This is a genomic window from Streptomyces sp. NPDC032745, from assembly GCF_055579465.1.
Window position 1 is genome coordinate 16,277 of record NZ_JBVING010000004.1, and the last position, 25,001, is coordinate 41,277.

General features: G+C 68.7%; 23 protein-coding genes, 1 tRNA gene and 2 pseudogenes. 10 read left to right on the forward strand and 16 right to left on the reverse strand.

The window, feature by feature from the left end:
* The first annotated feature begins 46 nt into the window (after positions 1-46).
* Positions 47-667, forward strand: a complete 621-nt coding sequence (locus ACZ5WG_RS11315; protein ID WP_468722330.1) for a DedA family protein — start codon at positions 47-49, stop codon at positions 665-667.
* Between the two features lie 175 nt (positions 668-842).
* On the forward strand, positions 843-1,352 hold the full coding sequence (locus tag ACZ5WG_RS11320; protein ID WP_468722332.1) for a hypothetical protein: 510 nt from the start codon (positions 843-845) through the stop codon (positions 1,350-1,352).
* 46 nt (positions 1,353-1,398) lie between these two features.
* Here the strand turns inward: ACZ5WG_RS11320 and ACZ5WG_RS11325 are convergent, their stop codons facing one another.
* The 4 genes from ACZ5WG_RS11325 to ACZ5WG_RS11340 all read right to left on the reverse strand — a co-directional run bounded on the left by ACZ5WG_RS11325 (position 1,399) and on the right by ACZ5WG_RS11340 (position 3,826).
* Complete coding sequence (locus ACZ5WG_RS11325; RefSeq protein ID WP_468722333.1) at positions 1,399-1,638, reverse strand: DUF2277 domain-containing protein; 240 nt, start codon at positions 1,636-1,638, stop codon at positions 1,399-1,401.
* A 15-nt stretch (positions 1,639-1,653) separates the two neighbouring features.
* On the reverse strand, positions 1,654-2,145 hold the full coding sequence (locus tag ACZ5WG_RS11330; RefSeq protein WP_468722335.1) for a TRADD-N-associated membrane domain-containing protein: 492 nt from the start codon (positions 2,143-2,145) through the stop codon (positions 1,654-1,656).
* Positions 2,146-2,367: 222 nt separating this feature from the next.
* Complete coding sequence (locus ACZ5WG_RS11335) at positions 2,368-2,721, reverse strand: hypothetical protein (RefSeq protein WP_468722336.1); 354 nt, start codon at positions 2,719-2,721, stop codon at positions 2,368-2,370.
* Between the two features lie 343 nt (positions 2,722-3,064).
* Positions 3,065-3,826 carry a hypothetical protein gene (locus ACZ5WG_RS11340; RefSeq protein WP_468722337.1) on the reverse strand — a complete coding sequence of 254 codons (762 nt, stop codon included), beginning with the start codon at positions 3,824-3,826 and terminating at the stop codon, positions 3,065-3,067.
* 406 nt (positions 3,827-4,232) lie between these two features.
* On the opposite strand from ACZ5WG_RS11340, the gene ACZ5WG_RS11345 reads away from it, so the two are divergent.
* Positions 4,233-5,129 carry a hypothetical protein gene (locus tag ACZ5WG_RS11345; protein ID WP_468722339.1) on the forward strand — a complete coding sequence of 299 codons (897 nt, stop codon included), beginning with the start codon at positions 4,233-4,235 and terminating at the stop codon, positions 5,127-5,129.
* Between the two features lie 648 nt (positions 5,130-5,777).
* Here ACZ5WG_RS11345 and ACZ5WG_RS11350 read toward each other — a convergent pair.
* Positions 5,778-5,954 (reverse strand): annotated as a pseudogene (locus ACZ5WG_RS11350) (YdcF family protein); the annotation flags it as partial.
* A 1,516-nt stretch (positions 5,955-7,470) separates the two neighbouring features.
* Between ACZ5WG_RS11350 and ACZ5WG_RS11355 the strand changes: the two are divergent.
* The gene (locus tag ACZ5WG_RS11355) at positions 7,471-7,635 is read left to right on the forward strand and encodes a hypothetical protein (RefSeq protein ID WP_468722340.1); all 165 of its coding nucleotides are present in this window, start codon (positions 7,471-7,473) and stop codon (positions 7,633-7,635) included.
* Between the two features lie 23 nt (positions 7,636-7,658).
* Positions 7,659-8,303: pseudogene (locus ACZ5WG_RS11360) on the forward strand (tyrosine-type recombinase/integrase); the annotation flags it as partial.
* A 68-nt stretch (positions 8,304-8,371) separates the two neighbouring features.
* Here the strand turns inward: ACZ5WG_RS11360 and ACZ5WG_RS11365 are convergent.
* Positions 8,372-8,446 (reverse strand) — tRNA-Val (locus ACZ5WG_RS11365).
* Between the two features lie 105 nt (positions 8,447-8,551).
* On the opposite strand from ACZ5WG_RS11365, the gene ACZ5WG_RS11370 reads away from it, so the two are divergent.
* The 3 genes from ACZ5WG_RS11370 (at position 8,552) to ACZ5WG_RS11380 (ending at position 10,889) form a co-directional block, all read left to right on the forward strand.
* Positions 8,552-9,796 (forward strand): hypothetical protein, encoded by a 1,245-nt coding sequence (locus ACZ5WG_RS11370; RefSeq protein ID WP_468722342.1) that lies wholly within the window; start codon positions 8,552-8,554, stop codon positions 9,794-9,796.
* A gap of 71 nt (positions 9,797-9,867) precedes the next feature.
* Positions 9,868-10,590: a DUF4383 domain-containing protein gene (locus ACZ5WG_RS11375; RefSeq protein ID WP_468722343.1), complete on the forward strand. Its 723-nt coding sequence runs from the start codon at positions 9,868-9,870 to the stop codon at positions 10,588-10,590.
* A gap of 95 nt (positions 10,591-10,685) precedes the next feature.
* Positions 10,686-10,889 (forward strand): FmdB family zinc ribbon protein, encoded by a 204-nt coding sequence (locus tag ACZ5WG_RS11380; protein WP_266629577.1) that lies wholly within the window; start codon positions 10,686-10,688, stop codon positions 10,887-10,889.
* A 34-nt stretch (positions 10,890-10,923) separates the two neighbouring features.
* Here the strand turns inward: ACZ5WG_RS11380 and ACZ5WG_RS11385 are convergent, their stop codons facing one another.
* The 4 genes from ACZ5WG_RS11385 to ACZ5WG_RS11400 are packed head-to-tail and all read right to left on the reverse strand — an operon-like array spanning position 10,924 to position 16,167.
* Entirely contained in the window at positions 10,924-11,586 is a 663-nt protein-coding gene (locus ACZ5WG_RS11385; protein ID WP_468722344.1) for an O-methyltransferase, read from the reverse strand.
* Positions 11,583-12,437, reverse strand: coding sequence for an HAD family hydrolase (locus tag ACZ5WG_RS11390; protein WP_468722345.1), 855 nt, complete (start codon positions 12,435-12,437; stop codon positions 11,583-11,585). Before ACZ5WG_RS11390 ends, ACZ5WG_RS11385 begins: the two co-directional genes overlap by 4 nt.
* Positions 12,434-14,965: a phosphoribosyltransferase gene (locus ACZ5WG_RS11395; protein ID WP_468722347.1), complete on the reverse strand. Its 2,532-nt coding sequence runs from the start codon at positions 14,963-14,965 to the stop codon at positions 12,434-12,436. The genes ACZ5WG_RS11390 and ACZ5WG_RS11395 overlap by 4 nt, the downstream gene beginning before the upstream one ends.
* A 35-nt stretch (positions 14,966-15,000) precedes the next feature.
* Complete coding sequence (locus ACZ5WG_RS11400; RefSeq protein WP_468722349.1) at positions 15,001-16,167, reverse strand: HpcH/HpaI aldolase/citrate lyase family protein; 1,167 nt, start codon at positions 16,165-16,167, stop codon at positions 15,001-15,003.
* Positions 16,168-16,371: 204 nt separating this feature from the next.
* Here ACZ5WG_RS11400 and ACZ5WG_RS11405 point away from each other — a divergent pair, with 204 nt between their 5' ends.
* A complete protein-coding gene (locus ACZ5WG_RS11405; RefSeq protein ID WP_468722351.1) occupies positions 16,372-17,151 on the forward strand; it encodes a TerD family protein in 780 nt (259 codons plus the stop codon).
* An 84-nt stretch (positions 17,152-17,235) separates the two neighbouring features.
* On the opposite strand, the gene ACZ5WG_RS11410 is transcribed toward ACZ5WG_RS11405, so the two are convergent.
* From ACZ5WG_RS11410 to ACZ5WG_RS11435, 6 genes are all read right to left on the reverse strand, one after another.
* Positions 17,236-17,976, reverse strand: coding sequence for a TerD family protein (locus tag ACZ5WG_RS11410; protein WP_468722353.1), 741 nt, complete (start codon positions 17,974-17,976; stop codon positions 17,236-17,238).
* 132 nt (positions 17,977-18,108) lie between these two features.
* Entirely contained in the window at positions 18,109-19,224 is a 1,116-nt protein-coding gene (locus ACZ5WG_RS11415) for a DUF475 domain-containing protein (RefSeq protein ID WP_468722354.1), read from the reverse strand.
* Between the two features lie 25 nt (positions 19,225-19,249).
* Positions 19,250-19,825 (reverse strand): TerD family protein, encoded by a 576-nt coding sequence (locus ACZ5WG_RS11420; RefSeq protein WP_053688414.1) that lies wholly within the window; start codon positions 19,823-19,825, stop codon positions 19,250-19,252.
* Between the two features lie 157 nt (positions 19,826-19,982).
* A complete protein-coding gene (locus tag ACZ5WG_RS11425) occupies positions 19,983-20,558 on the reverse strand; it encodes a TerD family protein (RefSeq protein ID WP_030160471.1) in 576 nt (191 codons plus the stop codon).
* A 167-nt stretch (positions 20,559-20,725) separates the two neighbouring features.
* Positions 20,726-21,184 (reverse strand): peroxiredoxin, encoded by a 459-nt coding sequence (locus ACZ5WG_RS11430; protein ID WP_266633570.1) that lies wholly within the window; start codon positions 21,182-21,184, stop codon positions 20,726-20,728.
* 150 nt (positions 21,185-21,334) lie between these two features.
* The gene (locus ACZ5WG_RS11435; protein WP_383515902.1) at positions 21,335-21,760 is read right to left on the reverse strand and encodes a DUF3052 domain-containing protein; all 426 of its coding nucleotides are present in this window, start codon (positions 21,758-21,760) and stop codon (positions 21,335-21,337) included.
* 448 nt (positions 21,761-22,208) lie between these two features.
* Here ACZ5WG_RS11435 and aceE point away from each other — a divergent pair, with 448 nt between their 5' ends.
* A complete protein-coding gene (gene aceE / locus ACZ5WG_RS11440; protein ID WP_468722355.1) occupies positions 22,209-24,941 on the forward strand; it encodes a pyruvate dehydrogenase (acetyl-transferring), homodimeric type in 2,733 nt (910 codons plus the stop codon).
* Positions 24,942-25,001: the final 60 nt, after the last annotated feature.

Sequence of the window (25,001 nt, forward strand, 5' to 3'; positions counted from 1 at the left end):
CGGCGCTTCACGCCGAAGCACGTCAATCGGACTGGGGAGTCCCGCTTTGTTTGAGACTCTGGGGTCGCTGACCACGAGCCCATGGATCTACGCCGTGGTGGCGCTGTCCGTCGTGCTCGACGTCTTCCTGCCGGTGCTGCCGAGCGGGGTTCTGGTGATCACCGCTGCGGCGGCTGCAGCAGCCGCAGGGGCGGCCGGGCCGGTGCCGGTTCCGGCGCAGGTGCCGGACATCATGGCGCTGCTGGTGATCGCCACGACCTCGTCCGTACTGGGTGACATGGCCGCGTTCCGGCTGGCCCGGCGCGGCGGGGCCCGGCTGGACCGCGCCATCGCCCGGTCCCGGCGCCTGACCCGGGCCCAGGAACGCCTGGGCGCGGCCCTGGCCCGCGGCGGCGGCGCCCTGGTGGTGATCGCCCGCTTCGCGCCGGCCGGCCGCTCGGTTGTGTCCCTGGGCGCGGGCAAGACCCACCGCAAGGTCATGGAGTTCCTGCCCTGGTCGGTGCTGGCCGGCATGGCCTGGGCCGGGTACAGCGTGGCCCTCGGCTACTTCGGCACCCAGTGGCTCGGCGCCGCCTGGCTCGGCACGGCGGTCTCCGTGATCGCCCTCTTCGCCGCGGGGGCCCTGGCGGCGTTCGTCGTCCGCCGCCCCGCCCCGGCACCGGCGTAGCCCGCAGCCCTCCCGTACCGATTCCCCCGGGCGGAGCAGCGGCTCACCCGTTCACCCGGCCCCGATCGCCGACCTGGTCCCGGGCTCCTAGCGTCCACAGCACGGTGCGCATCCGAATCCGCGTCACATCCGTGGCCTGGCCGTGCCGTTTCGAGGAGCCCGAGGAGTTCTCTCCATGCCCGCCAAGCCGCTCGCCCAGCTGCCGAACCACCGCCTCCTTGCGAGGGCCGCGGCTGCGACCCTCGTCCTCGCCGCGGCCACTCCCCTCACGGTCGTCCACGCCGCCTCCCCCTCCGCCGGCGTCTCCCCCACCGCCGTCGCCCCCGGCGGCCGGGTCAGCCTGAACGTCAGCGGCTGCGGGACCAAGACCGGACTTGCCTCGTCCAGCGCCTTCGGCGACGTACGGCTGACGCCGGGCAACCTCGAGGCCACCAACCTCTTCGGCAACGCCACCGTCTTCAGCAACGCCAACGCCGGCGCGCACTCCGTCACCTTCGAGTGCGGCGGCGCCGGCGGGCAGCGCGTCACCGTCTCCCTCCAGGTCACCACGGGCGCGGCCCGCGGCGGGCTGGGCGGCAGCATCGGCGCGATGAGCCCCGGTCAGATCGCCCTGGGCGCCGCGATGGCCGCAGGCGCGCTGGGCACCGGCGTCTGGGTACTGCGCCGCCGCTCCCGCATGTCCTGACCACCGGCACACGACGAGAACGGGTCCCAGCGGGGGCGGGGCGGACCTAGGCGGTGACGGTGGTGGCGGCCGCCACCCCGGCTCTGACCTGCAGCCCGTCCAGCAGGTCCCGCGTGGCCTCGGCGATCGCCTCCACGGCGGCCTCGAAGACCTCCTGATTGTGCGCGGCGGGCGCCCGGAACCCGGACACCTTCCGTACGTACTGCAGCGCGGCGGCGCGGATCTCCTCCTCGGTGGCCTTCTCGGGGATGGCGGGCGGGCGCAGGGTCTTAATGGAACGGCACATACCCCCACTATCGCGCTACTGCGGCAGCTCGGCCCCGGACAGTTTCATGATCAAACCGGCTTGCAGCCGCGCCCGCAGAACGGGATCCGTGACCTCGTCGAGCAGCTCGACGGCCTGTTGCATGGCGGCGGCGGCCCGCCGGTCCTCGCGCAGGGAGGCGGTCTGATCGGCCATGTGCCTGAGCGCGATGTCGGCCCGCCGGTGGAACAGCTGCCCGACGAGCGTGACGACGACGCCCACCGAGCTCATGACCACGCCGAGGTAGAGATCCCCGCTGCTCTCGGCCTTCCACACGGCCAGCGCCACCCCGAGCAGCAGTATGGCGGCGCCGGCCCCGGCGAACCGCTGGCTGGTGGCGAAGCTGCTGCGCGCCTGCGTCAGCCCGTACGCGTAGTACTCCACGAGCACGGAGGTGAACTCGGCGTCCCCGTGCCCCTCCCGTCCGGCCGGTATCCCCCCGACATCGGCGTACTTAGGATCCCCGGCGACCGCCGCAGGCTCCGCCACCCGCGCCAGCAACCGAGCCCGCTCATCATCCCGCCGCCGCTCAAAACTGCGGATCTCCCGCCCCCACCCGACCAACACCACGGCGACCAACAGAACCGCCGCCCCACCCACTGCCAGCCACTCCCCCATCCCCGCCCCCTCCCCCACCCAACAGCCCCCAAACCCCGCGGGGTTCGCCGGACTGTGGCTGAAGCATTCGGCCGCTGTGCGGTCACGCTGCCGTCACCCGACATTGCCGGACCCGTCAATGGAGCCGGGACCACCAGGCGCCCCATGAATTTTGAGACGATAGATGCCATCCAGGTCAGGCATGCCCGGGAAAACGCCGTCTCCGCCTCGGCCCGGGTCACTGTAGTCGGGACCGCCGGGTGCCCCATGGACCGTGAAGTGGTAAATGCCGTCTGCATCAGGAGCGTTGGGATCGCCATCCAGGAGGGGGGCCGCCATCGCCATCGCGTTCCCGGGGCACGGCGCGGCCGAGGCCGTGAAAGCGGCGGAGGACAGCGAGACACCTCCGACGGCCAGGCCGGCCGACGCGGCCAGCAGAACAAGACGCCGGGTTCGGTTGCGGGTCATGGGAATGCTCCTAGCGAGGATGGTCGGATGCGCCCCTGTCGGGCTGCGTGAACCTGTGCCTCCATTGAGCCCCGGCAAGCACATCGCGGTCATGCCCCTGGATATCGGGACTTGACACCCCCTGAACCACCGGCTCGCACGACCTCGACGAGGGACGCAAAAGACCCCCGGCCATGATCGGCCGGGGGTCTTCCCACCGGTGGGCGTGGACGGTTTCGAACCGCCGACATCTGCTTTGTACGCTCGCCCAGCCGCGAGCGGGGCCTGGGAGCGGCGACCTATTCCTTTGAAAGAGGCACCCCTACGGTCAGTACCAATCTACTCACGTCCGTTGCCGTTGCCGTCAACGACTGCCGTCAGGCATCGCGCAGAGCCCTGATCTGTTGCGATGGACATGGTCCAGAGAGGTCGGCATTATCCATTTGCTAATATTCATCACCGCGTCTCGTTCTGGCGACGTGCGCAGGATGAAGCGCTCCATGGAGATTTTAAGAAGCCTCCGATCTTCTACGCAATAAAGCACGAACGAGCGATCGTTATTACCCAGATAAGTGAGACCGCTGGCGGAGATCGATACTGATGCATCGGTCACTGAAATGATTTCACTGACAGGCTGAGCTCGAACATCAAAAAGCATCAAACCGGTGAGGCGGATCGGCGCTACCGCCTTACCCTCCGCACCCATTCTCCCTTCATCGCTCACGATTACATTTCCCTCATGCCCGGCCAGAAAAAGCGCTAGGAAGATGGCTAGCCCATACACCACCTCCCCCGCCCAGTTGAACGGGGTGAATTGCTGCTCAGCTCGCCTTGAGGAAAATATCCGAATCAGTTTGCGAAGCAACCCAAGTGCCAGCCACGTGAAAAGCACAGTGGTAAGCACCAATGCAGTTAGCACGATGATGGTTCCCCACGAGCGGACTAGGACGTCTGCCCGCGACATCCCTACATCCGTCGAGCTGATGCCGAACTCGCGATAGAACTCGTCATACATGCATGCCATGAACGCGAAAGACAACGCCGCCGAAATTGCGGCGACAACACGGTAATGCGGTGCGACTGACGCCCATAGCGACTTTTTCGGTGGCTTCGGAGCTTCCTCCATACCTAAACAGTGCCCCGATCGCATCCCGCCTTAGCCCCACGCCCTACTGTTTCACCTACCCAGCCGATCGACATCCGTCCAAGGGGCTATTTTGCAGGGATGGGCGGCTTCAGGCTCCCCCATAAGCAGTGGATCGCGATCAGGCGTTGAGAGCAGTCAGCGCATCGGCCATCGGCCACTGACTGCATGCCGAGCACCACGAGATCAGCTCCTGCCTCGGAAGGGTCAGCCTCGCCGGCGCTGTTTATTGTCACGCCTTCCTCGGGCCGTCGGCACACTCCTGGCAGGCCCCGAGGGTGGTGTCAGTGGTGTGAGCTACACGCTGTCACGACACCCATGCGGATGCTTCACAGATGCAGGAAAGGACTGATGTCCGTACCGTCGTTTCGGGAAGGAGGCGGGGAAGTTGGATTCACCAGCTGAAGATTCGAGCAGCCGTAGCGATCTGAGCGCCGGAGAGCGAGTTTCGCAATTTGCGCGGCGCAATGTACTTCTGGTGACTGTTTTCCTATTGTCCAACATGGTCACTTCTGTCAGCGCACTGGCCACGGCGCTAATCACATATCGGGATTCTCGATCCGACTGGCGGCCCACAGAGTACAAGAAGCTGAGAGAACTCCGCGCGGGATACTCGCTTGAAAAATTCAAAAAAGAGCTAGGCGTGCCCGCCTTTAGAATCCCCATGGGTACCGGCTGGAGCGGCGACCTTCCGAATGGCGAGTATACCAGGAATATCTTCCGACCTCGTCGAGAGTATTGGGTTGAGGTCATTTCTGATCGCGCGGGCGGGACCGTCACCTATTCAGTCACGAGCTGCCATGTAAATTTCAACCCGAAATTCTCCTTTCGCGGCGGAAAGGAGATGATCGGGGAGTATAAAGAGTTCCAGCTTACGCTCAACAAGACACCGATGTCGGATGTAATTCCTATCAATAGGGAGTTGCCGGTCTCGACGCAGGCATGGTTCGCGATCACAGGGGGGCGCGCCGGTTTCGTCGGCCAGAGCCTTGCTCTGGGCGAAGATACCGATTATCGAGAATTCAGCTGGGGGCTCAACGATGTCTGCAGGCCCTGGATTTACAGCGATTCGAAAGTTGACTCATTCTCGGCCTGGGATGATTGGTATGCGAAATATCGCTACTACACGGAGGCTGAACTACCATTCCCTGCAGCGGCACAGAAAGAGACTCGCAATCTAATGTCTCGGTCGCTGATCAACACCTATACAGAATCCGCTAAGGATGCGAATGTTCATCGCTTCTATCCCGGCTTGGTCGGTGTCAATCGGCTTGATGTGAGATAGGGTCACGCCGGCACGGCTCTTGGTCCAAGACTCCAGGTACCCGGGCGGTCGGCGCGCGACGCCGCCTTGGCAGCGGAAGCGCCCATGAAGGGAGACATGATTGTTGGGCCATGCAACCGAGACCACGGAAGACGGCTGGTGAAACCGTCGGCGCATAGACGCCCATATCGGCCAACACATCGTCAGGCACCGGGATGGCGACCATAAAGCCTTGTTTGGGATAGCTAGCCCAGCAGGGCGCACGACCAGGGGGATGACCACTCGCCCCAAGGAGCACGCACTCCCAGGGTCAGCACAGATCCGCTCGCGTCCGCTGCTGTTGCCGTCAGACACCTCGCCGCCGTGCACGCGGCTCCGGAGGGCACTCGCCGTCATCGAGATAGACGGCACCCACCTGCGGGAACACTCTACGGCGAGCTGCAAGTCAGAAGCCCCACTCGCCTCTCACGCACACGAGCCTGGGGCGCGTTCTACTCGGCTGAGCTCAGCGAAGGGATGGACGGCATGGGCGCCACCGTCCTGAATCGGTCCTGTACGTGGAGATGCTGCTGGTACCCGATAGCGGGGCGGGTGCCGCGGACGATGGGGTCAACGTACTGACGGCACGTCATTGAGGTTGAGGGCGCTGCCCATCTCAACCTCGGATCAGAGCTTCCGGGCCGTAGCGTATGCCCGGCGTTCCTCGTACGGCTTGCTGACCAGGAGGACGGACCCGGCCTCGACGCCCTTCTCCTCCAGGAGCGCCCAGGTGAAGTGGATGTTCTCACCGGTGTTCGTAGCCCTCGGTTCCGCGAGGACGGTGGCCGGGGGGACGCCGAGTTTGATCCGAAGGAACGCATTCATCTACTGGAACTCCTCGGGGCTCGACCGCCCGCCATCTGCACGCCTCAATCTGGCTCACAACCAGCAAAAACGGGGCACAAGAGAGAACCCTGGGGCCCCACTGGCGCGGGCCGTTGACTGCTGTTCCCCGCCCTGCCTGACCCATGGCTTGCGCGCCGCAGCGGCAGCAGGCCTTTGTCAGTGGATGGGTGTACTCTGCGCCGCCCGCGGCCTACCTGAAGCATGTCCATATTCTGATATACGCAAATCGACACCATTTGACTTCGAAGAGGTGTGCACCGCATCACCGATTCGATGTGACAAGCATCACATTCACATGGGCGCGAGCTCGCTGAGCAGGCCGTTTGTTGATCCGCCTTCACGCGTAATGCGTCTGCCCGGGTGATCGACATCCCTGTCGGTGTCGCTATCGACCTCGCACGCAAGGCAAGATGGGATCGCCGACTGAAGTATTGGTGACCTACGTCACACTTCCCGCTGCTCTGCTTGCGTGAGAAAGCCGCTGTTCCGGGAAGGGTGAAGGCCCCACCTCCCGTCGCCTGGCAGCAGCGGAGATGAGGCCCTCGGCAAACATCACATTGCAGTGAGGGGCCCCGGCCGTCAGGTCGGGGCTTTCCCTTACTGGCTCAGGAACTCCTTCACGATCTTGTAGACCGTGTAGATCGGTCCGAGCCAGCGGACGCGGTTGTAAGCCCTGTCCGCCTTACTGCTGTGGTGCCCCTCTGACTGTGGCGCCATCGGGCCGCCCCCTTTCTGGACCCACGACTTTCGCGGACCCCGCGGGGAAACCCACGACCGTACTCGGCCCCGGGGAGCGGTTGGCGACTTAGATTACCGGTGCCGCGCGACACCATGGTTCGGCCACCACAGTCGACGACTGGGGCACGCAGTGCCATGCAACTTCCGTGCACTGTGCGGGCATTGACGATCATTCATCCGACCTGGGATCTTCCTTCGCCAGGGGTAGGAACTGCGTGCCACTTTGGGGGCTTCAGTCACTTAAAACGCAGACGGCGTGTGTGCTGAGTCACCCAGGAAATTCGTCGCCGCGTTCGGTGTCGTAAGCGGTGGTTGTCCCGGATCATGCCTGCCACCTGCAGGAAGGCTGAATCTCTAGAGGTGCGGAATCCCGACCTAGGGTTGAGATGGCGTACTGGCAGGCAGCCCGAACACGGCCGGAGGTCGTTCAAACGGCTTTGGTCGGTGCTCTGTCCTGGCTGGCAACTCGGTCAGGTCTTGACGCGACGCGCTCATCGGCCAGAGTCGACGCGGAGCGTCCACGCCGGCCGACGCCACATCGCGGTAGCAGCTGCTCCCCGCCCGTTTCCGGTGGTGCGGTTGCCTGCGCACCCGTCATCCGCGATGCCGGGTGTACGACGCCCTGCCCAACTGGTCTCTGGTGGATGGCCGACCGTGTGCAAGAAGCCACCCCTTCCTCGGCGCTGGCCGCCTTTGGGTACCCCGTCCCCGCCGCAGTCGGCAGCGCTCCCGGCCACGCATGCCAGTGACGGTTGCCGCACACGCGCCGCGCATCCTGCGGCTGCGGCCCACCTCGACCGGCCTGGTGCTGCGGTTGAAACTCCGGCCCGGTCAGGACGCGTTCGGCTTCTCCGCCTCCTCGGAGCGGCTACGGCACTCCTTTGACCTCCACAACGTCGTCTAGCGTGAGATCCGCTCTGGCGTCCCAAGGTCCAGTCCCGCGAGATGTCGCCGTGGGAGCTGGACGAGACCCTCGACTTCCTCGCCGCCGCCCGCCAGGACCTGCTGTATCCCGCCTTCGTACTCGCCATCGCCCTCGGCCAGCGACGCGGTGAACTCGTCGGGCTCCGTTGGGAGAACGTGAACTTGGAGAAAGGGAGATCCGACTTCGGAGCCAGCGACAGCGTGTTCGTGGAGAGGCCTATGAGGACGACCCCAAGGGGCGCCGCCGCCGACAGCCCCTCCCCCTGCCCGGGATATGTCGCTCCCCTGCGCTGGCAGCGGATGAAGCAGGCCGAGATGCGGGCCAAGGCCGGGGACACCTGGCAGGAGACCGGGTACGTGTTCACCACGCGAACCGGGCGGCCCATCGAGCCGCGGAACGTCTACCGGTCCTTCACCCGCGTGGCCAAGGACGCCGGTTTGAGGGTCATTCGACTGCACGACGCGCGGCACGGGACAGCCACGTTGTTGACTGCCGCCGGCGTTCCGCCGCGGGTCGTGATGGAGATCCTCGGGCACTCTCAGATCGCGGTCACGATGAACGTGTACGCGCACGTCGTCCAGGACACGCAGCGCGAGGCGATCGGGCACATGGACCGGCTGTTGCGGCAACGTCCCGGCCGTACCTGACCGCTCCCGTTGATGTCACTTGTGGATGCAGAAGACCCCCCGCCACGATCGGCGAGGGGTCTTCTTGCTGGTGGGCGTGGACGGTTTCGAACCGCCGACATCTGCTTTGTAAGAGCAGCGCTCTACCCCTGAGCTACACACCCGTGGATGAGTGGACAGCCTACATGGCGGGCGCACCCCCCACGCAAACCCGTTCCCGTGGGAGAGAATGGACCGGGGCATGGCGGAGGCGGTACGGGAGAGGGATTGTGACGACGGCATCCCGGCGGTGGTTCGGCGGGCGGGACGAGAGTCGGCGGGCGGATGCGCAGGCGGCGAAGGATGCCGCCGCGGCCGCGTTCTACGAGCTGGATACCGCGCAGCGGGATCTGCGGATTTCCATGGAGACCATCGCGGCCGCCGACGGGTCGCCCGCGGCCCGGCAGGCCGGGGAGGGGTTCGCCGCGCTCGGGCAGCGGATCGACCAGGTCAGCCATGTGTACATCGAGGCCGTCGACGCGCACGACCTTGACCGGGTGGACCTCGAGGGGTCCGTCGCCGGGCGGGCGCGGGAGCAGCTGACGCGGGCACGGGACGAGCTCGTGCGGGTCAAGGGTGAGCTGGACCGGTTCGCGCAGGGGCTGCAGCCGCTGCTGGACAAGGCCGAGACGCAGCTGGCGCGGGTGGCGCCCGCCCGGGAGCGGGCCAGGGCCGCGCTGCTCGCGGCGAGCACGGCGCTGGACGACGTACGCGGCAAGGGGATGCGGGCCGACGAGTTCGCGGCGCGACTGGCGGCGCTGGGACCGGAGCTGACCCTGCTGAACCAGGGCGCCGCCCGGCACGGGGTGCAGGAGACCGTCCAGCGCGCTGACCGGATCCTGCGTGACGCGGAGGCGATACGGGCCGAGGTCACGCGGCTCCCGGAGCGGGCCGCGGAGATCGACCGGCGCCTGGTGAGCCTGCGGACCCGGGCGCAGGCGCTGCGCAACCGGGCGGACCGGGTGGACCCGGTCCTCAGTGAGCTGCGCCGGCGGTTCAGTGCCGCGTGCTGGCAGGACCTGCAGCAGGTGCCCGACCAGGCCGTACGCGACGTGGCGCGGGCCGAGGAGCAGCTGGGGGAGGCCGCGCGGGCGCGGGAGGAGCAGCGCTGGGCGGACGTCGGGGCGCTGGTCGAGTCGGTCCGGGGTGCGCTGGATGCGACCGACGAGGCGGTGTCGGCCGCGCAGGACCGGCTGTCGCGGCTGGAGGCGGTGGCGCGGGACCCGCAGGCGGAGGTTCAGCGGACCCGGTTCGCGATCCGGGATGCGCAGCGGCTGGCGATGGAGGGCCGCAGCGTGCCCGATCCTCGGCATGCGCGGCCGCTGGACGAGTCGGTGGCCCGGATGGAGCGGGCGCTCGCCGGGCTGGAGGAGCGGCATCCCGACTACTGGCATTTCCTTCAGGAGATGGAGCAGGTGCGGGGAGACGTGGGGCGGGTCGTCTCCGATATCCGCGGCAGGCGCGGGAGCGGCTGAGGCCCGCGCTTGTCGCGGGGTGGGCATGGGCGGATGCTGGAGGTGGCTGGCACAGAGCCTAGGAGGGCGTGATGGCTGCCCACACTTCGCATACGTCTCGTGCGCCCGGCGCACCGCGCGCGACCGCACCCCCCGTGACCGCACCCCCCGTGACCGCGCCGCATGCGGCCTACGGGTGTCACGAGCCCCATGAGCATTACGCGCCGTACGTGTCCCATGCGCCGATCGAGCTCCCCGCACCGCACGTCCCCTACCTGGTGCGGCGCATCGCGCATCCCGTCAATGCCCGGCTCGACGAGCACCTGCCCTCCGACCACAAGCTCAGCAAGGTGTACCGGGTGGGCGCGGGCCTGACGGGTCTGCTGCTGGTCGTCTTCGGGATCCTCGGGCTCATCGACCAGATCGGGTTCTTCGACACCGGCGGTGCCACGGTGCTCGCGCTGAACACCAACGGCGCGCTGAGCATCCTGTCGATCTGCATCGGGCTGCTGCTCTTCGCCGGGATGGTGATCGGCGGGAACTTCGCCTCCACCCTCAACATCGTGCTGGGCCTCGCCTTCATCGCCAGCGGGTTCGTGAACCTGGCCCTGCTGGACACCGGCCTGAACTTCCTGGCCTTCAGGATCCAGAACGTGCTGTTCAGCTTCGTCGTCGGCGTGATGCTGATGTGGTTCGGGATGTACGGGCGGGTGGGCAGCGCCCTGCCGCACGACAATCCGTACTGGCGCGCCCGCAACCCCCAGCAGGCCGCACGGGAGGACCGGGCACGCGCCGCCGTCCTGCACGGGATCTGAGGCTGTCGCCGGACTCCGAGGCTGTGACGGGAATCCGAGGCTGTCGCGGGACTCCGAGGCTGTGGCGGGGCCGTCCCGCTCTGTAGCCTTGGGCCATGCCTCGTTACGAATTCCGCTGCCGGACCTGCGACGACACCTTTGAGGTCAGCCGGCCCATGGCCGAGTCGTCCGCTCCCGCCGACTGCCCCGCCGGGCACGCCGACACCGTCAAGCTGCTGTCCGCCGTCGCCGTGGGCGGGACCAGCAGCGCCCCCGCGCCCTCCGGCGGGGGCTGCTGCGGCGGGGGCGGCTGCTGCTGACCCGGCGCTACCAGCGCTACCAGCGGTACCGGCGCTACCTGCGCTTGCGCGACAGGGTGATGCCGTCCGAGATCGCCAGCAGGACCGACTCCATGCGGGAGTCGGCCGCGACGTGGTCGTTGTAGGCGCGCACCCCCGCCGCCGAGCCCTTGGCGGACTCGTCCAGGACCGTGCCGTGGTACAGCGTGTTGTCCGTGACGATCAGCCCGCCCGGGCGCAGCCGCGGAACGAGCTCCTCCCAGTAGGCGATCTGGCTCTCCTTGTCCGCGTCCACGTAGGCCATGTCGATGTGCGGTTCCTGCGGCATGGCGCGCAGGGTGTCCAGCGCCGGGGCGATCCGCAGGTCGATCCGGTCGGCGACGCCCGCCGCCTTCCAGGCCTCGCGGCCGTACCCGGTCCACTCCTCCGAGACGTCGCAGGCGACGAGCGTGCCGTCCGCAGGCAGTGCCTGCGCCATCGACAGGGTCGAGAAGCCGGTGAAGGTGCCGATCTCGACGATGTGCCGGGCGCCCGTCAGCCGGACCAGGAAGGCCAGCAGCGGGCCCTGCTCCTCCGCCGACTGCATGCCGGCCACGTCCGGGAACTTCTCGTACGTCGTCGCCACCAGCCCCCGCTGGATCTCGTCCAGCGGGGGGTTGTGGTCGAGCATGTAGCGGTACAGCTCGTCGGTGATCTTGGTGCTGTTGCCCTTGGTCATGCGCCCAGTGTGCCGACTTCGCCGCCCGGCCGGACACCCTCCTGGGCGACCGCACGGGCGAAAGCGCGCACGATCTCCTCGCCGGCCAGGACACCCGCGGTGGCCAGGGGCGTGACCGTCGGCGCGGTCCAGCCCGCGTCGGCCAGCTCGCCGTGGCCCGGGCGCCAGGCCGCGTCCGCCGCCAGCAGCAGGTCCGCGTCCAGCAGGGAGTCGCCGGCGGCGAGGGTCGTGGACGCGCCGGTACGGCGGGCCACCTCGTGCATGGCCGCGCTCTTCGTCAGCGGGCGCGGCACGGCGTAGATCTTGCGGCCCTGGAGGGAGACCGTCCAGCCGCGCCCGTCGGCCCATTCGGTCAGCGCCTTGACCCACTCCTCGGGCACCAGGGCGCGTTCGACGACCAGGTAGGCGAACAGGTCCTCGGCGACCCGCGCCTTGCGCAGCCACGCCGGGTCCGCCGTGGCCAGCAGGTGCCCGTGCACCTCCTCCAGCGGGGCGCACTCCTCGGCCAGCCGCGCCGCCACCTGGCGCCTCCAGTCACGGTCCGGGACGCCGTCGACCAGCAGCTGCCCGCCGTTGGCGCAGATCGCGTACGGTGCAGGGCGCCCGGGGAAGCGTATGCGCTGGTACTGCTTGCGCGTACGGGTCGTGGTCGGGACGAAGACCACCTCGGGATCGGCGGTCAGCTCGGCCAGCAGCGCCGCAGCCGTCTCCGTCATGAACGACAGCGGCTTGCTCTCGTGCACCTCGACGCACAGCAGCCGCGGGGCCACCGGGTCGGGCATGGTCAGGCCGAGGGCGGCCGCCGAGTAGATGAGCGTGCGGTCGAGATCACTGGCTACCAGGACAGTCACTTGGAGGCCACAGCCTTTCCGTCGGCGCCCGTGGCGCCGCGCGTGAAGCGGGGGTGGATGAGTCCTACACACGTGTAGGGGAGCCCGTCGACCTCTTCCACCGGTACGCCGCGCTGCTCGGCGAGCAGCCGTACGTGGTCCAGGTCGGCCCCGGCGCCGCGCTGCGCCAGGATCTTCCACGGCACGCGCCGCAGCAGCACCCGCGTCGTCTCGCCGACACCGGGCTTGACCAGGTTCACGTCGTGGATGCCGTACTCCTCGCTGATCCGCTCCACCGCCGCCCAGCCCTCCCAGGTGGGTGTGCGGTCGGCGGCGAGCAGCTCCTTGACCTCGGCGTCGACCGCCTCGGCCACCTCGTCGAAGCGGGCGGCGACGGTGTCGATGAAGCCGGTGGAGACATCGGCTCCGGCGAGCTCGCGGTAGAACTTCGCGCCGTGGAAGTCGGCGGGCCCGACCAGGTCGGACCTGAGCACCGTACGCGAGATCAGTCCGGAAACGGTGGAATTGAGGCAGGCGGAGGGGATCAGGAAGTCCTCACGGGTGCCGTACGTGCGCACGCAGGAGCCGGGGTCGGCGAGGACCACGATCTCCGGATCGAAGCCCGGGCCCCCTGTTTCCTTCCCGTGCGCTGCCAGCGCGGCCGACAGCTCGCGCGTGATGGCGCCCTTGCCCGTCCAGCCGTCCACGAAGACGACGTCCGCGGGATCGTGGTGGGCGGCCAGCCAGCGCAGCGCGTTGGGGTCGATGCCGCGGCCGCGCACGATGGAGACGGCGTAGTGCGGCAGGTCCAGGCCGTGCCGGGCCTGGGCCCAGCGGCGCATGAGGACGCCGACGGGGGTTCCGGCGCGGGCCAGCGAGACGAGGACCGGGGAGGGGGACCGCTCGGCGAGGACCGTTTCGGTGACCGTGCCGACGGCCCGGGCTATGCGGGCGGCGGACGCCCCCAGCGCGCTCCGGTACAGCTCCTGGTACTGGGGGGACGGCTGGTACTCGACGGGCAGCGACTCGGCGTAGTGCGCGCCGCCCGCCTGGATGGCCTCCTCGCGCTCCTCGGTCGGGGCCTCGAGCGCCACGTCGGAGAGGTCCTGGAGCAGCCAGCCGCAGTCCTCGGCGGCGTACGAGGAGAAGGCGGGTCCGCGCAGGGGCTCGGGCAGGATCGGCTCGGGCATGATCGGCTCCCGCCGGTCGGAGGAAACGTCGGGGGTGTACGAGGGGACCACCGCGAGCAGGACCCGCCCGGTGTGCGGGGCCAGGCGGGCGAGGAGCCCGTCGGGGGCGTGCAGCGCACCGGTGTCACCGCGGGTGTCGACGACGGCGACGACGGTGTCGAAGCCGGCGCCCGCGACGTTGTAGGCGTACCGGTCGCCGGGCCCGTCGGCGGGGTCGTCGTGGGCGGGGAAGACGAGGCGGGTGCGGATGGCGTAGCCGGGGTCGTCGACGGCGAGCACGGGCGAGCGGGTGGTGGTCGAGAACCGGACCTCGGCCGCGGCACCCGACTCCTCCAGGGCCCGCGCGAGGCGCAGCGGCGCGTACATCAGCTCTTCGTTGCCGAGTACGAGGACCTTCCCGGGCTCGGCTCCGAGTGCGTCGGCGAGCTGCCGGGCCAGCGCGGGCAGGGCCGCTTCGAGCCGGGCGCTGTGCTCGGGGGTGAACCCGTGGCGGCCGCCGTCGGGAACCCCGTCGGGCCAGTCCAGCACGACCCGCCCGACCGGAGCGGCGGCCGGGGCCGATGCCGCAGCGGCCCCGGAAGAGCCCGCCCCCGCGCCCTGCTCCTCGTGCTCCTCGTACTTCTCGTACTCCTCGACCAGTGCCTGCCCCTTGGCCAGGACCCCGTCGGGGAGGTGCACCGTGCCGGAGGCCAGGGCTACCAGGTCGACCCGCGCGCCCAGCTCGGCTGCGAAGGCGGTGAGCCGGTCGCGGTCGGCCGGTGAGCGCATGTCGACGAGGGCGACGACCACGTAGTGCCCGCGGGGGTGGCGGGCGTGCAGGTCGCGGATGGTGTTCAGGACCGTGTTGCCGGTGGAGAACTCGTCGTCGACGAGGACCAGCGGCCCGCTGCCGGCCAGCAGCTTCGGGTCCTGCGGCAGCAACAGGTGCGAGGTGGCGTGCGAGTGGGCCTCCTCGAACCCGCCCGCGGGCTCCACGCCCGGCACGGGGCGGCGGGTGGAGTGCAGGTAGGGGGCCGCGCCAAGGCCGTCGGCCACGCAGTGGCCCAGCCCCGTCGCGGTCTCGGCGTACCCGAGGACCACCGCGGAGGCGGCATCGTCGCCCAGCAGGGCGCGGACCCGCTCGCCGAGTCCGTGTCCGGCGGCGTAGACGGCCTCCGGGGACTGCGGGACGTGCTTGCCCAGCACCTGCGAGACCAGCAGGTGGGCCCGCTTCGGGTTGCGCCGCAGCGCCAGCCCGAGCAGCTCGTCCAGCCGTGGCGATCCCGGGTCGCCGGCCTCCTCCAGGCGTACGCCCAGCCGGTCCGCGACCCAGGTTCCCGACCACACCGCGTCGATCGTCTTGCCTCTCTCCGTGTTCAAGCCGTTCGTACTCTCCGAGGGATGCGGGGGCCGGCTCACACCTGGAGCCCGGCCGTGAGCAGGTCGACGAAGCCGACCTCCTCCTTCGCCACGCCGAAGACCTCGGCGCGCAGCATGGTGCGCTCGGCCCAGGCCCGGTGCGGCTTCACTTCGTTCATCTTGTTCGTGTAGGCGGATCGCATGACTCCGCCGCCGCCGCGCTCGGGGCGCAGGATGTCCTGGGCGTCGCTGAACTCCTCGTGGGAGACCACCGACAGTGCGTGGACGGGCGTGACGTGGGCGGGGTGGATGCAGGTCTTGCCGAGGAGTCCGTTGGCCCGGTCGAGTTCGATCTCGCGCAGCAGCCCGTCGAGGTCGTGCTCGATGAGGGTGGTGCGCAGTTCCTCGGCGCCTTCCTGGAGGAAGGGGCTGCGGCGCAGCTGGGGCTTGAAGAGGCGCTGCTGGCTGCGGAAGTACTCCCAGACGGGTCCGGTCACCGTGAAGCCGGTGCCGTCGGCGCGGCTGAGCACGTTCACCACGTCGGCGATCACTCCGGCGACGATCTGGACGTCGTAGGCGGTCATGTCCGGCGTGCGGCGCAGTCCGTAGACCGAGCAGAAGTCGGTGACGCCGAGGCGCAGGGCCAGGACGCGGTCGCGGTACCGGTTGACCGTGCGGGATATGCCGGCGAGGGCTTCGACGCGGGTTTCGAGGTGGAGGAGGTCGGGGGTCTCCAGGACGGGCATCGCGTACAGCGGGTGCTGTCCGCTCTCCGCCTCCGCCTGGGCCACGGCGTCGAGAAAGGCGGTTCCGCGGTTCTCGGTGAATTTGGGGAGTACGAATCCGGCCAGTCTTCGTGCGGAGCCGCCGAGGCGGTGCACGAGGTCGGGTATCTGCTCGGGGGTCCGGACCCGGATGAAGAGGAGCGGGAGCTCCCCGCCGTCGGCGTCGAGGGTGGCGAACTGCCGGACGAGGTTGTCCTCGGCGTCCGCGACCTCGGCGTCGCTGATGGAATCCTCCAGGCAGAGGACCATGGAGACGACTCCGCGGCCGGCCTGCTTGTGGACGTCCCCGGCGAGGTTGGGGCGGGTGGCGGGGCTGTAGAGGGTGGCTCCGAGGGCGGCGGCGAGAATGCGTGCGGGCGAGGCGGCGGTGAACTCGGCCGGTTCCTGGTGGAAGAGGTCCTTACGGACGGTGGGCGATACGTGCCCAAAGTGACGCATGTGCTTCCCCCGTACTGCCTCGGCGGCCCAACTGGCATGGCCGGTAATAGCCGGTAATAGTACGTACGAATGTGAGTCAAGAGTTCCTCAAGCACATGAAGTTCAGGTAACCCTCTTGCACCATGCCCACGTCTTTCGTCCGGGACAAGGCCCTGCGGGGGGCCGCGTTGTTCCGCGCCGCCTCGGGAGGGCAGGATGACGGGCATGACGCACGCGATGCAGAAGGGCTCGAACATCCCGGTGACCGCCGTGGCGGTCCGGGCGGTGCTGCGCTGGACCGGCGGCCCCGAGGTGCCGGACGTCGATGCCTCGGCACTGCTCGTGGGCCCGGACGGGCGGGTGCGCTCGGACGAGGACTTCGTGTTCTACAACCAGCCACGGCACCCTTCGGGGTCCGTCTGGCGGCTCGGCAAGAAGCAGCTCGGCGACGGGATCACCGACGCCGTGCAGGCGGACCTGCGTGCGGTGCCGCCGGTCGTGGACCGGATCCTGGTGGTGGCCTCGGCCGAGGACGTGCCGTTCGAGCGGGTCGGGGACCTGCGGATCCTGCTGTACGACGCCACGGCGACCGGCGGCTCCGAGCCGCTGGCCTACTTCGACGTACGGCCCGAGACCGGCGCCGAGACGGCCCTGATCTGCGGGGAGCTGTACCGCCGCGGCGACGGGTGGAAGTTCCGCGCACTGGGCGAGGGCTACTCGAACGGCCTCGTCGGGCTGGCCACCGACCACGGGATCTCCGTCGACGAGAGCGCCGCCGAGGGCTCGTCCGGGTCCGCCCCTGCTGCCGGGCCGACCGCCGAGCAGACGGCCGCGATGCGCCCGCCGGCGCCGCCGACCCCGCCGGCGCCGCTGACGCAGGCCCCGCCGGCCGCGCAGCCGGCGTACGGGTACCCGCAGCCGGTGTCCCCGGCCCCGGTGCCGGTGCCGGGCGGCGACCCGACGTTCCGGCTGCCGGTGCAGGGCCCGCAGTTCATCCGCCGCTGACGACGGGCCCGACCGGGCTCCGCGCCGGGGCCCCCGCCCGGGGCCCCGTTCGGGGCCCCGTTCGGGTCCCGGCCAGGGTCCCGGTCAGGCCTTGGTGCTCTTGTAGCCCCGCCCCCACTGCAGGCCCCACCCGTACAGCCGGTCCAGCTCGGCCTGGAACCCGTACACGAACTTCACCTCGCGCCGCACGATCAGCTCGCCCTTGACGTGCTCCAGGGTGAGCACCGCGCAGGAGCGGGCCTGCGGCTGCCGCTCCTCCAGCGGGATCTCGATCCGCGGCCCGGTGATCGGGTACAGGGTGACCATGGCGTGCGTGCGGTCGAAGGCCGGGGTCTGGTCGTAGATGTAGACGAACACCAGCAGCCGCTTGATCTCGTCGGCGTGGTCGAGGTTGACGAAGACCGTCTCCCCGGAGGGCGCCCCGAACCGGTCGTCGCCGCTGAGCTTCACGTACGGCGGGCTGTTGATGTCGCCGTGCAGGTTGCCCAGCGGCTGGACGACGCCCCGGGTGCCGTCGGCCAGCTCGTAGAGGCAGCCGAGGTCCAGGTCGACGTTGACCATGCCCTGGGTGTGCGCCTGCACCATGTCGGGCTTGAACAGCTTGAACGGGTGGCGCAGGAGCCGGCCGCCCTCGCCGCCGCTGCGGCCGCCGATGTCCGAGCTGCGCATGCGCCAGGACAGGTTGACCCGGAGGTTGCCGTGGACCGCCCCCTGTTTGGTGAGCGACACCGTCGGATGCCTCTTGGTCAGCTCGATCGCCGCCGAGGCGCCGCCCGAGTCGAACTGCAGGGCCCGGCTGCCCCTGATCCCGTCGAAGAATCCCATTTCCCCTACCCCCCTCATACGGTGCGGACAGCGCTTTGCGGACAGCGCGGCCTACGCGGACGGGGCGGCCGGGAAGGTCCGCAGACCAGCCCGGCCGCCCCGCAGATGGAGCGTTCCGCATTACCGCCGTGATCATGCCTCGGCGGCGGAACCCTCCAGTTCCAAGCGCTTGTTGCGGCGCACCGAGGACCAGAAGGACCAGGCGATGAGCAGCACGCCGACGAGGCCGGTGATGACCTCGTGGATCTCGTACTGGATGGTGACGAGCAGGATCACGGCGAGCGCGCCGATGGCGTAGTGCGCGCCGTGCTCCAGGTAGACGTAGTCGTCGAGGGTGCCCTGGCGGACCAGGTAGACCGTGAGCGACCGGACGTACATGGCACCGATGCCGAGGCCGAGGGCCATCAGCACGATGTCGTTGGTGATGGCGAAGGCGCCGATGACCCCGTCGAAGGAGAAGGAGGCGTCGAGGACTTCGAGGTAGAGGAACATGAAGAAGGCGGCCTTGCCGGCCATGGCGACGGCCGAGACGGGCTTGCCGCTCTTCTTGGCCGCTTCCTCGGCGTCGTGCTCGGCCTCTTCCTCTTCTTCGAGGCGGTTCTCGAAGTAGCCGGAGAGGCCTCCGACGATCATGTAGGTGATCAGGCCGGCGATGCCGGAGACCAGAACGGTCTGCGCCTTGTCCACGTGGGCCCCGCCGTGCTGGTGGGCGTGGGCGGCGAAAGTCATGGACGTGATGAGCAGGACGATCAGCGCGATGCACGCCGACAGCATGTCGATCTTGCCGAGCTTGGCGAGCGGGCGCTCGAGCCACGCGAGCCACTTGATGTCCCGGTCCTCGAAAATGAAATCGAGGAAGATCATCAGCAGGAACATGCCGCCAAAGGCCGCGATCGCCGGGTGGGCGTCCGTGACCAGCTGCTGGTACATGTCCTTGTCGTTCAGCGCCAGGTCGACGGCCTCGATGGGGCCGATGCCTGCGGTGACCGCGACGATCACGACGGGGAAGACCAGGCGCATGCCGAACACGGCGATGAGAACGCCGACCGTGAGGAAGATCTTCTGCCAGAAGGCATTCATCTTCTTCAGGATTCCGGCGTTGACCACCGCATTGTCGAAGGACAGCGAGATCTCAAGGATGGACAGGATCGCCACGATCCCGAATCCGGTCCACCCCCCGTAGAACACCGCTGCGACCAGACCGAGCGCAGTGACTGCGAACGACCAGCCGAAGGTTTTGAGAACCACTGGCACCCCATCGTCTTGTACGGCTTTACGAAACGTTGACCCCGAAGTCTAGAGCGATGCCCCGGAGCCCCGACGCGTACCCCTGCCCCACTGCCCGGAACTTCCATTCACCGCCGTACCGGTAGACCTCGCCGAAGATCATCGCGGTCTCGCTGGAGGCGTCCTCGGTGAGGTCGTAACGGGCCAGCTCCTGGCCGTCCGATTCGTTCACCACGCGGATGAAGGCGTTGCTGACCTGCCCGAAGCTCTGGCGGCGGGCCTCCGCCTCGTGGATCGAGACCGGGAAGACGATCTTGTCGACCTCGACCGGCACCTTGGTCAGGTCGATGATGATCGATTCGTCGTCGCCCTCACCCTCGCCGGTGAGGTTGTCCCCCGTGTGTTCGACGGAGCCCTCGGGGCTCTTCAGATTGTTGTAGAAGACGAAGTACGCGTCCCCCAGGACCCGGCCGTCGCGGCACAGCAGCGCGCTGGCGTCGAGGTCGAAATCGGCCCCCGTGGTCGAGCGCGCGTCCCAACCGAGACCGACCAGGACCCGGGTGAGGTTCGGTGCGGCCTTGGAGAGGGAAACGTTGCCCCCCTTGGCGAGTGTGACGCCCATGTTGTGGTCCTCCCCGGACGACGTGGTGATCGCGGCGCGCCCGCATGGCGGGCCGGCGGTGAATCCCGGCCGGTGATCCCGGCCGGTGGATCGTTGCAAACCACGTCCGGCGCCGTACACACAGTGCACGGCGCCGGACGGGTGACTGCTGGCAGGCTCAGACGTTGACGCCGAAGTCCTGGGCGATGCCGCGCAGGCCGGAGGCGTAGCCCTGGCCGATGGCGCGGAACTTCCACTCCGCACCGTTGCGGTACAGCTCGCCGAAGACCATGGCGGTCTCGGTCGAGGCGTCCTCGGAGAGGTCGTAGCGGGCGAGCTCGGAGTTGTCGGCCTGGTTCACGACGCGGATGTACGCGTTGCGGACCTGGCCGAAGCTCTGCTGGCGGCTCTCGGCCTCGTAGATCGAGACCGGGAAGACGATCTTGGCGACATCGGCCGGGACGCCGGCCAGGTTCACCTTGATGGCCTCGTCGTCGCCCTCGCCCTCACCGGTGGTGTTGTCACCGGTGTGCTCGACCGAGCCGTCCGGGCTCTTCAGGTTGTTGAAGAACACGAAGTTCGAGTCGTTGGCGACCTTGCCCTGGTCGTTGGTCAGGATCGCGCTGGCGTCGAGGTCGAAGTCGACGCCGGTGGTGGTGCGAGCGTCCCAGCCCAGACCGACGATGACCGCCGTCAGATTCGGCGCGGCCTTGGTCAGCGAGACGTTTCCGCCCTTGCTGAGGCTGACTCCCACGGGTCCTCCATTGGGTTCATGTGTGGGGCGGTGCCCCGTCGTGCGGTTTCTACCGGGATCAACGTTTCGATCCTAGTGACGGGTTCCCGCCTGCCGGCGTCTTTCCCGGTGAACAGCTGCCGGAACCCGCTGGAAGTGCACCAAGTGCCCGAGGTTCCCGACGGGGCTCAGAGGCTGTCGAGGGCCTTGATGTACTCGTTCAGGTCACGCGCGTCGGGCAGGCCGTTGACGACCGTCCAGCGCACGATGCCGTCCTTGTCGATGATGAAGGTGCCGCGGACCGCGCAGCCCTTCTGCTCGTCGAAGACGCCGTACGCGCGGGAGGTCTCGCCGTGCGGCCAGAAGTCCGACAGCAGCGGGTAGTCCAGGTTCTCCTGCTCGCCGAAGACCCGCAGGGTCGGCACGGAGTCGTTGGAGACCGCGAGGAGCTGGACGTCCTCGTTCTGGAACCGCGGCAGCTGGTCGCGCAGCTCGCACAGCTCGCCGGTGCAGACCCCCGTGAAGGCGAACGGGTAGAAGAGCAGCACCACGGCCTTCTCCCCCCGGAAGTCGGAGAGCCGCACGGTCGCGCCGTGGTTGTCCTTGAGCTCGAAGTCCGGGGCCTTGCTGCCGACCTCGATCGCCATCTCTCGCATCCCTTCGTTCCTGCATCCCTGCATTGGGCTGTTCGGGTGGGTCCAGCCTATGGGGATCAGGTGCCCGGAACGCACGCACCCCGCCGACCGGGTTGGAATCCGGCCGACGGGGTGCGTGTCCGCTTGGCTGCGGGGCGCGGCTCAGCGCTTGGACTTGGCGGCCTTCGGCGTCACCAGCTTGGTGGAGGTCCACTCCTTGCCGACGGGCAGACCCTTGGCGAGGGAGAGGCCGGCGGTCTCGGCGGCCTCGCTGATGTCGCTGGCCTCGACGAAGCCGTCACGGCCCGTCTTGGGGGTCAGCAGCAGGATCAGTGCGCCTTCCTCGACCAGCTCGGTCGCGTCGACCAGGGCGTCCGTCAGATCGCCGTCCTCGTCGCGGAACCACAGCAACACCGCGTCGGCGACGTCGTCGTAGTCCTCGTCTGCGAGCTCGCTGACGAGCTTCTCGACGGCATCACGGAATTCCTGATCGACGTCCTCGTCGTAGCCGATCTCCTGGACCACCTGTTCGGACTGGAAACCCAGCCGGGCGGCCAGGCTCTCCGCGTGGTCCGCGGTCGCGCTCACGGGGTGCCTCCTGCTCATGTTCGGTGAATGTCTTCTGGCGGCGCGCGTACGCGCAGCATTGGGCGTAGTCCACACGGGCGCGGCGGATCGCGCAAGTACCCGGCCGTCGAGACCGTCGAAACGGTGACGATTACGGCCGTCTCGCCGCAACTTTCAGCCTTCCCGTGCGTACGTCTGGTGATTCATCCCACACCATTCCAGCTCATTCGGCATCATCGGCGACGCTAGACGGCTTTCCTACCTGTTTGAGGGACGAACGGCCTTACGAACCCACTGATCATCTTGGGCGTAGGGTTGCGGTTTGGCCGGACCGGCCGCCGACTGCGCCCCCAATCGCCGCGGACTCCGGTGATTACCCAGTGGTACAGGTGACGATTCCGACCGAGAGTAAGACGATGGGAGGCGGCGAAACCCCATGGCACGACTCCCCTGACAGCGAAGGAACAGCGTGGCTTCCGCATCCGATCGCAATCCGATCATCATTGGCGGCCTGCCGAGCCAGGTCCCGGACTTCGATCCGGAGGAGACGCAGGAGTGGCTCGACTCCCTGGACGCCGCCGTCGACGAGCGGGGCCGTGAGCGCGCCCGCTACCTGATGCTGCGGCTGATCGAGCGGGCCCGCGAGAAGCGCGTGGCCGTGCCCGAGATGCGCAGCTCGGACTACGTCAACACGATCGCCACCAAGGACGAGCCGTTCTTCCCCGGCAACGAGGAGATCGAACGCAAGGTCCTGAACGCCACCCGGTGGAACGCGGCCGTCATGGTCTCGCGCGCCCAGCGTCCCGGGATCGGCGTCGGCGGCCACATCGCCACCTTCGCCTCCTCCGCCTCCCTCTACGACGTGGGCTTCAACCACTTCTTCCGGGGCAAGGACGAGGGCGACGGCGGCGACCAGATCTTCTTCCAGGGCCACGCCTCGCCCGGTGTGTACGCGCGCGCCTACCTCCTGGACCGGCTCTCCGAGCAGCAGCTCGACGCGTTCCGGCAGGAGAAGTCGAAGGCCCCGTACGGCCTGTCCAGCTACCCGCACCCGCGGCTGATGCCGGACTTCTGGGAGTTCCCGACCGTCTCTATGGGCCTCGGCCCGATCGGCGCGATCTACCAGGCCCGGATGAACCGGTACATGGAGGCGCGCGGGATCGCCGACACCTCGAAGTCACACGTTTGGGCGTATCTCGGCGACGGCGAGATGGACGAGCCGGAGTCGCTCGGCCAGCTGTCGATCGCGGCGCGCGAGGGCCTGGACAACCTGACCTTCGTCGTGAACTGCAACCTGCAGCGGCTCGACGGCCCGGTGCGCGGCAACGGCAAGATCATCCAAGAGCTGGAATCGCAGTTCCGCGGTGCCGGCTGGAACGTCATCAAGCTGATCTGGGACCGCTCCTGGGACCCGCTGCTGGCGCAGGACCGCGACGGCATCCTGGTCAACAAGATGAACTCGACGCCGGACGGCCAGTTCCAGACGTACGCCACCGAGACGGGCGCGTACATCCGCGACCACTTCTTCGGCGACGACCAGCGGCTGCGGGCGATGGTCGAGAACATGAGCGACCAGCAGCTGCTGCACCTGGGCCGCGGCGGCCACGACCACAAGAAGATCTACGCGGCGTACGCGGCGGCCAAGGCGCACAAGGGCCAGCCGACGGTGATCCTGGCGCAGACGGTCAAGGGCTGGACGCTCGGCCCGAACTTCGAGGGCCGCAACGCGACGCACCAGATGAAGAAGCTGACGGTCGACGACCTCAAGCGCTTCCGCGACCGCCTGCACATCCCGATCACGGACGCGCAGCTGGAGGAAGGCGCCCCGCCGTACTACCACCCGGGCCGCAATTCGCCGGAGATCCAGTACATGCACGACCGCCGCAGCTCGCTGGGCGGCTACGTGCCGACCCGCGTGGTGCGCGCGAAGCCGCTGCAGCTGCCGGACGAGAAGACGTACGCGGCGGCCAAGAAGGGCTCGGGCCAGCAGTCGATCGCCACGACCATGGCGTTCGTGCGCATCCTGAAGGACCTGATGCGGGACAAGGAGATCGGCAAGCGCTTCGTGCTAATCGCCCCGGACGAGTACCGCACGTTCGGCATGGACGCGTTCTTCCCGAGCGCCAAGATCTACAACCCGCTGGGCCAGCAGTACGAGGCGGTCGACCGCGACCTGCTGCTCGCGTACAAGGAGTCCCCGACCGGCCAGATGCTGCACGACGGCATCTCCGAGGCGGGCTGCACGGCCTCGCTGATCGCCGCGGGTTCGGCGTACGCGACGCACGGCGAGCCGCTGATCCCGGTCTACGTCTTCTACTCGATGTTCGGCTTCCAGCGCACGGGTGACCAGTTCTGGCAGATGGCCGACCAGTTGGCGCGCGGTTTCGTCCTGGGTGCGACCGCCGGCCGGACCACCCTGACGGGTGAGGGCCTGCAGCACGCCGACGGTCACTCCCAGCTGCTGGCGTCGACGAACCCGGGCTGTGTGGCGTACGACCCGGCGTACGGGTACGAGATCGCGCACATCGTCCAGGACGGCCTGCGCCGCATGTACGGGCCCGAGGCCGAGGACGTCTTCTACTACCTGACCGTCTACAACGAGCCGATCCAGCACCCGGCCGAGCCGGCCGGTGTCGACGTGGACGGGATCCTCAAGGGCATCCACCGGGTGTCCGCGGGCTCGGCGGGCTCCATCGGGGCGCAGATCATGGCCTCGGGCGTGGCGGTGCCGTGGGCGCTGGAGGCGCAGCGGATCCTGGCCGAGGAGTGGAACGTCCGGGCGGACGTCTGGTCGGCGACCTCCTGGAACGAGCTGCGACGCGAGGCCGTCGAGGTGGAGGAGCACAACCTGCTCCACCCGGAGGAGGAGCAGCGCGTCCCGTACGTGACGCGGAAGCTGTCGGGTGCGGAGGGGCCGTTCGTGGCGGTCTCGGACTGGATGCGGTCCGTCCCGGACCAGATCTCGCGGTGGGTGCCCGGCGCGTACACCTCGCTGGGTGCGGACGGCTTCGGCTTCGCGGACACGCGCGGTGCGGCCCGGCGCTTCTTCCACATCGACGCGCAGTCGGTGGTGCTGGCGGTGCTGACCGAGCTGGCCAAGGAGGGCAAGATCGACCGTTCCGCGCTGAAGCAGGCCGTGGACCGGTACCGGCTGCTGGACGTCTCGGCGGCCGACCCGGGCGCGGCGGGCGGCGACGCGTAGCGCCTTGGCGCTCCGCGGGGCGGATGGCTGACGGCGGCGGGCCGGGGCGTGCAGGAGTGC

Coding starts and splice junctions, on each gene's coding strand:
- ACZ5WG_RS11325 (WP_468722333.1), bottom strand. CDS start 1,638: ATGTGCCGTTCCATTAAGACCCTGCGCCCGCCCGCCATCCCCGAGAAG.
- ACZ5WG_RS11430 (WP_266633570.1), bottom strand. CDS start 21,184: ATGGCGATCGAGGTCGGCAGCAAGGCCCCGGACTTCGAGCTCAAGGAC.
- ACZ5WG_RS11410 (WP_468722353.1), bottom strand. CDS start 17,976: ATGGGATTCTTCGACGGGATCAGGGGCAGCCGGGCCCTGCAGTTCGAC.
- ACZ5WG_RS11385 (WP_468722344.1), bottom strand. CDS start 11,586: ATGACCAAGGGCAACAGCACCAAGATCACCGACGAGCTGTACCGCTAC.
- ACZ5WG_RS11400 (WP_468722349.1), bottom strand. CDS start 16,167: ATGCGTCACTTTGGGCACGTATCGCCCACCGTCCGTAAGGACCTCTTC.
- ACZ5WG_RS11375 (WP_468722343.1), top strand. CDS start 9,868: ATGGCTGCCCACACTTCGCATACGTCTCGTGCGCCCGGCGCACCGCGC.
- ACZ5WG_RS11340 (WP_468722337.1), bottom strand. CDS start 3,826: ATGGAGGAAGCTCCGAAGCCACCGAAAAAGTCGCTATGGGCGTCAGTC.
- ACZ5WG_RS11380 (WP_266629577.1), top strand. CDS start 10,686: ATGCCTCGTTACGAATTCCGCTGCCGGACCTGCGACGACACCTTTGAG.
- ACZ5WG_RS11420 (WP_053688414.1), bottom strand. CDS start 19,825: ATGGGCGTCACACTCGCCAAGGGGGGCAACGTTTCCCTCTCCAAGGCC.
- ACZ5WG_RS11335 (WP_468722336.1), bottom strand. CDS start 2,721: ATGACCCGCAACCGAACCCGGCGTCTTGTTCTGCTGGCCGCGTCGGCC.
- ACZ5WG_RS11355 (WP_468722340.1), top strand. CDS start 7,471: ATGCCAGTGACGGTTGCCGCACACGCGCCGCGCATCCTGCGGCTGCGG.
- ACZ5WG_RS11320 (WP_468722332.1), top strand. CDS start 843: ATGCCCGCCAAGCCGCTCGCCCAGCTGCCGAACCACCGCCTCCTTGCG.
- ACZ5WG_RS11405 (WP_468722351.1), top strand. CDS start 16,372: ATGACGCACGCGATGCAGAAGGGCTCGAACATCCCGGTGACCGCCGTG.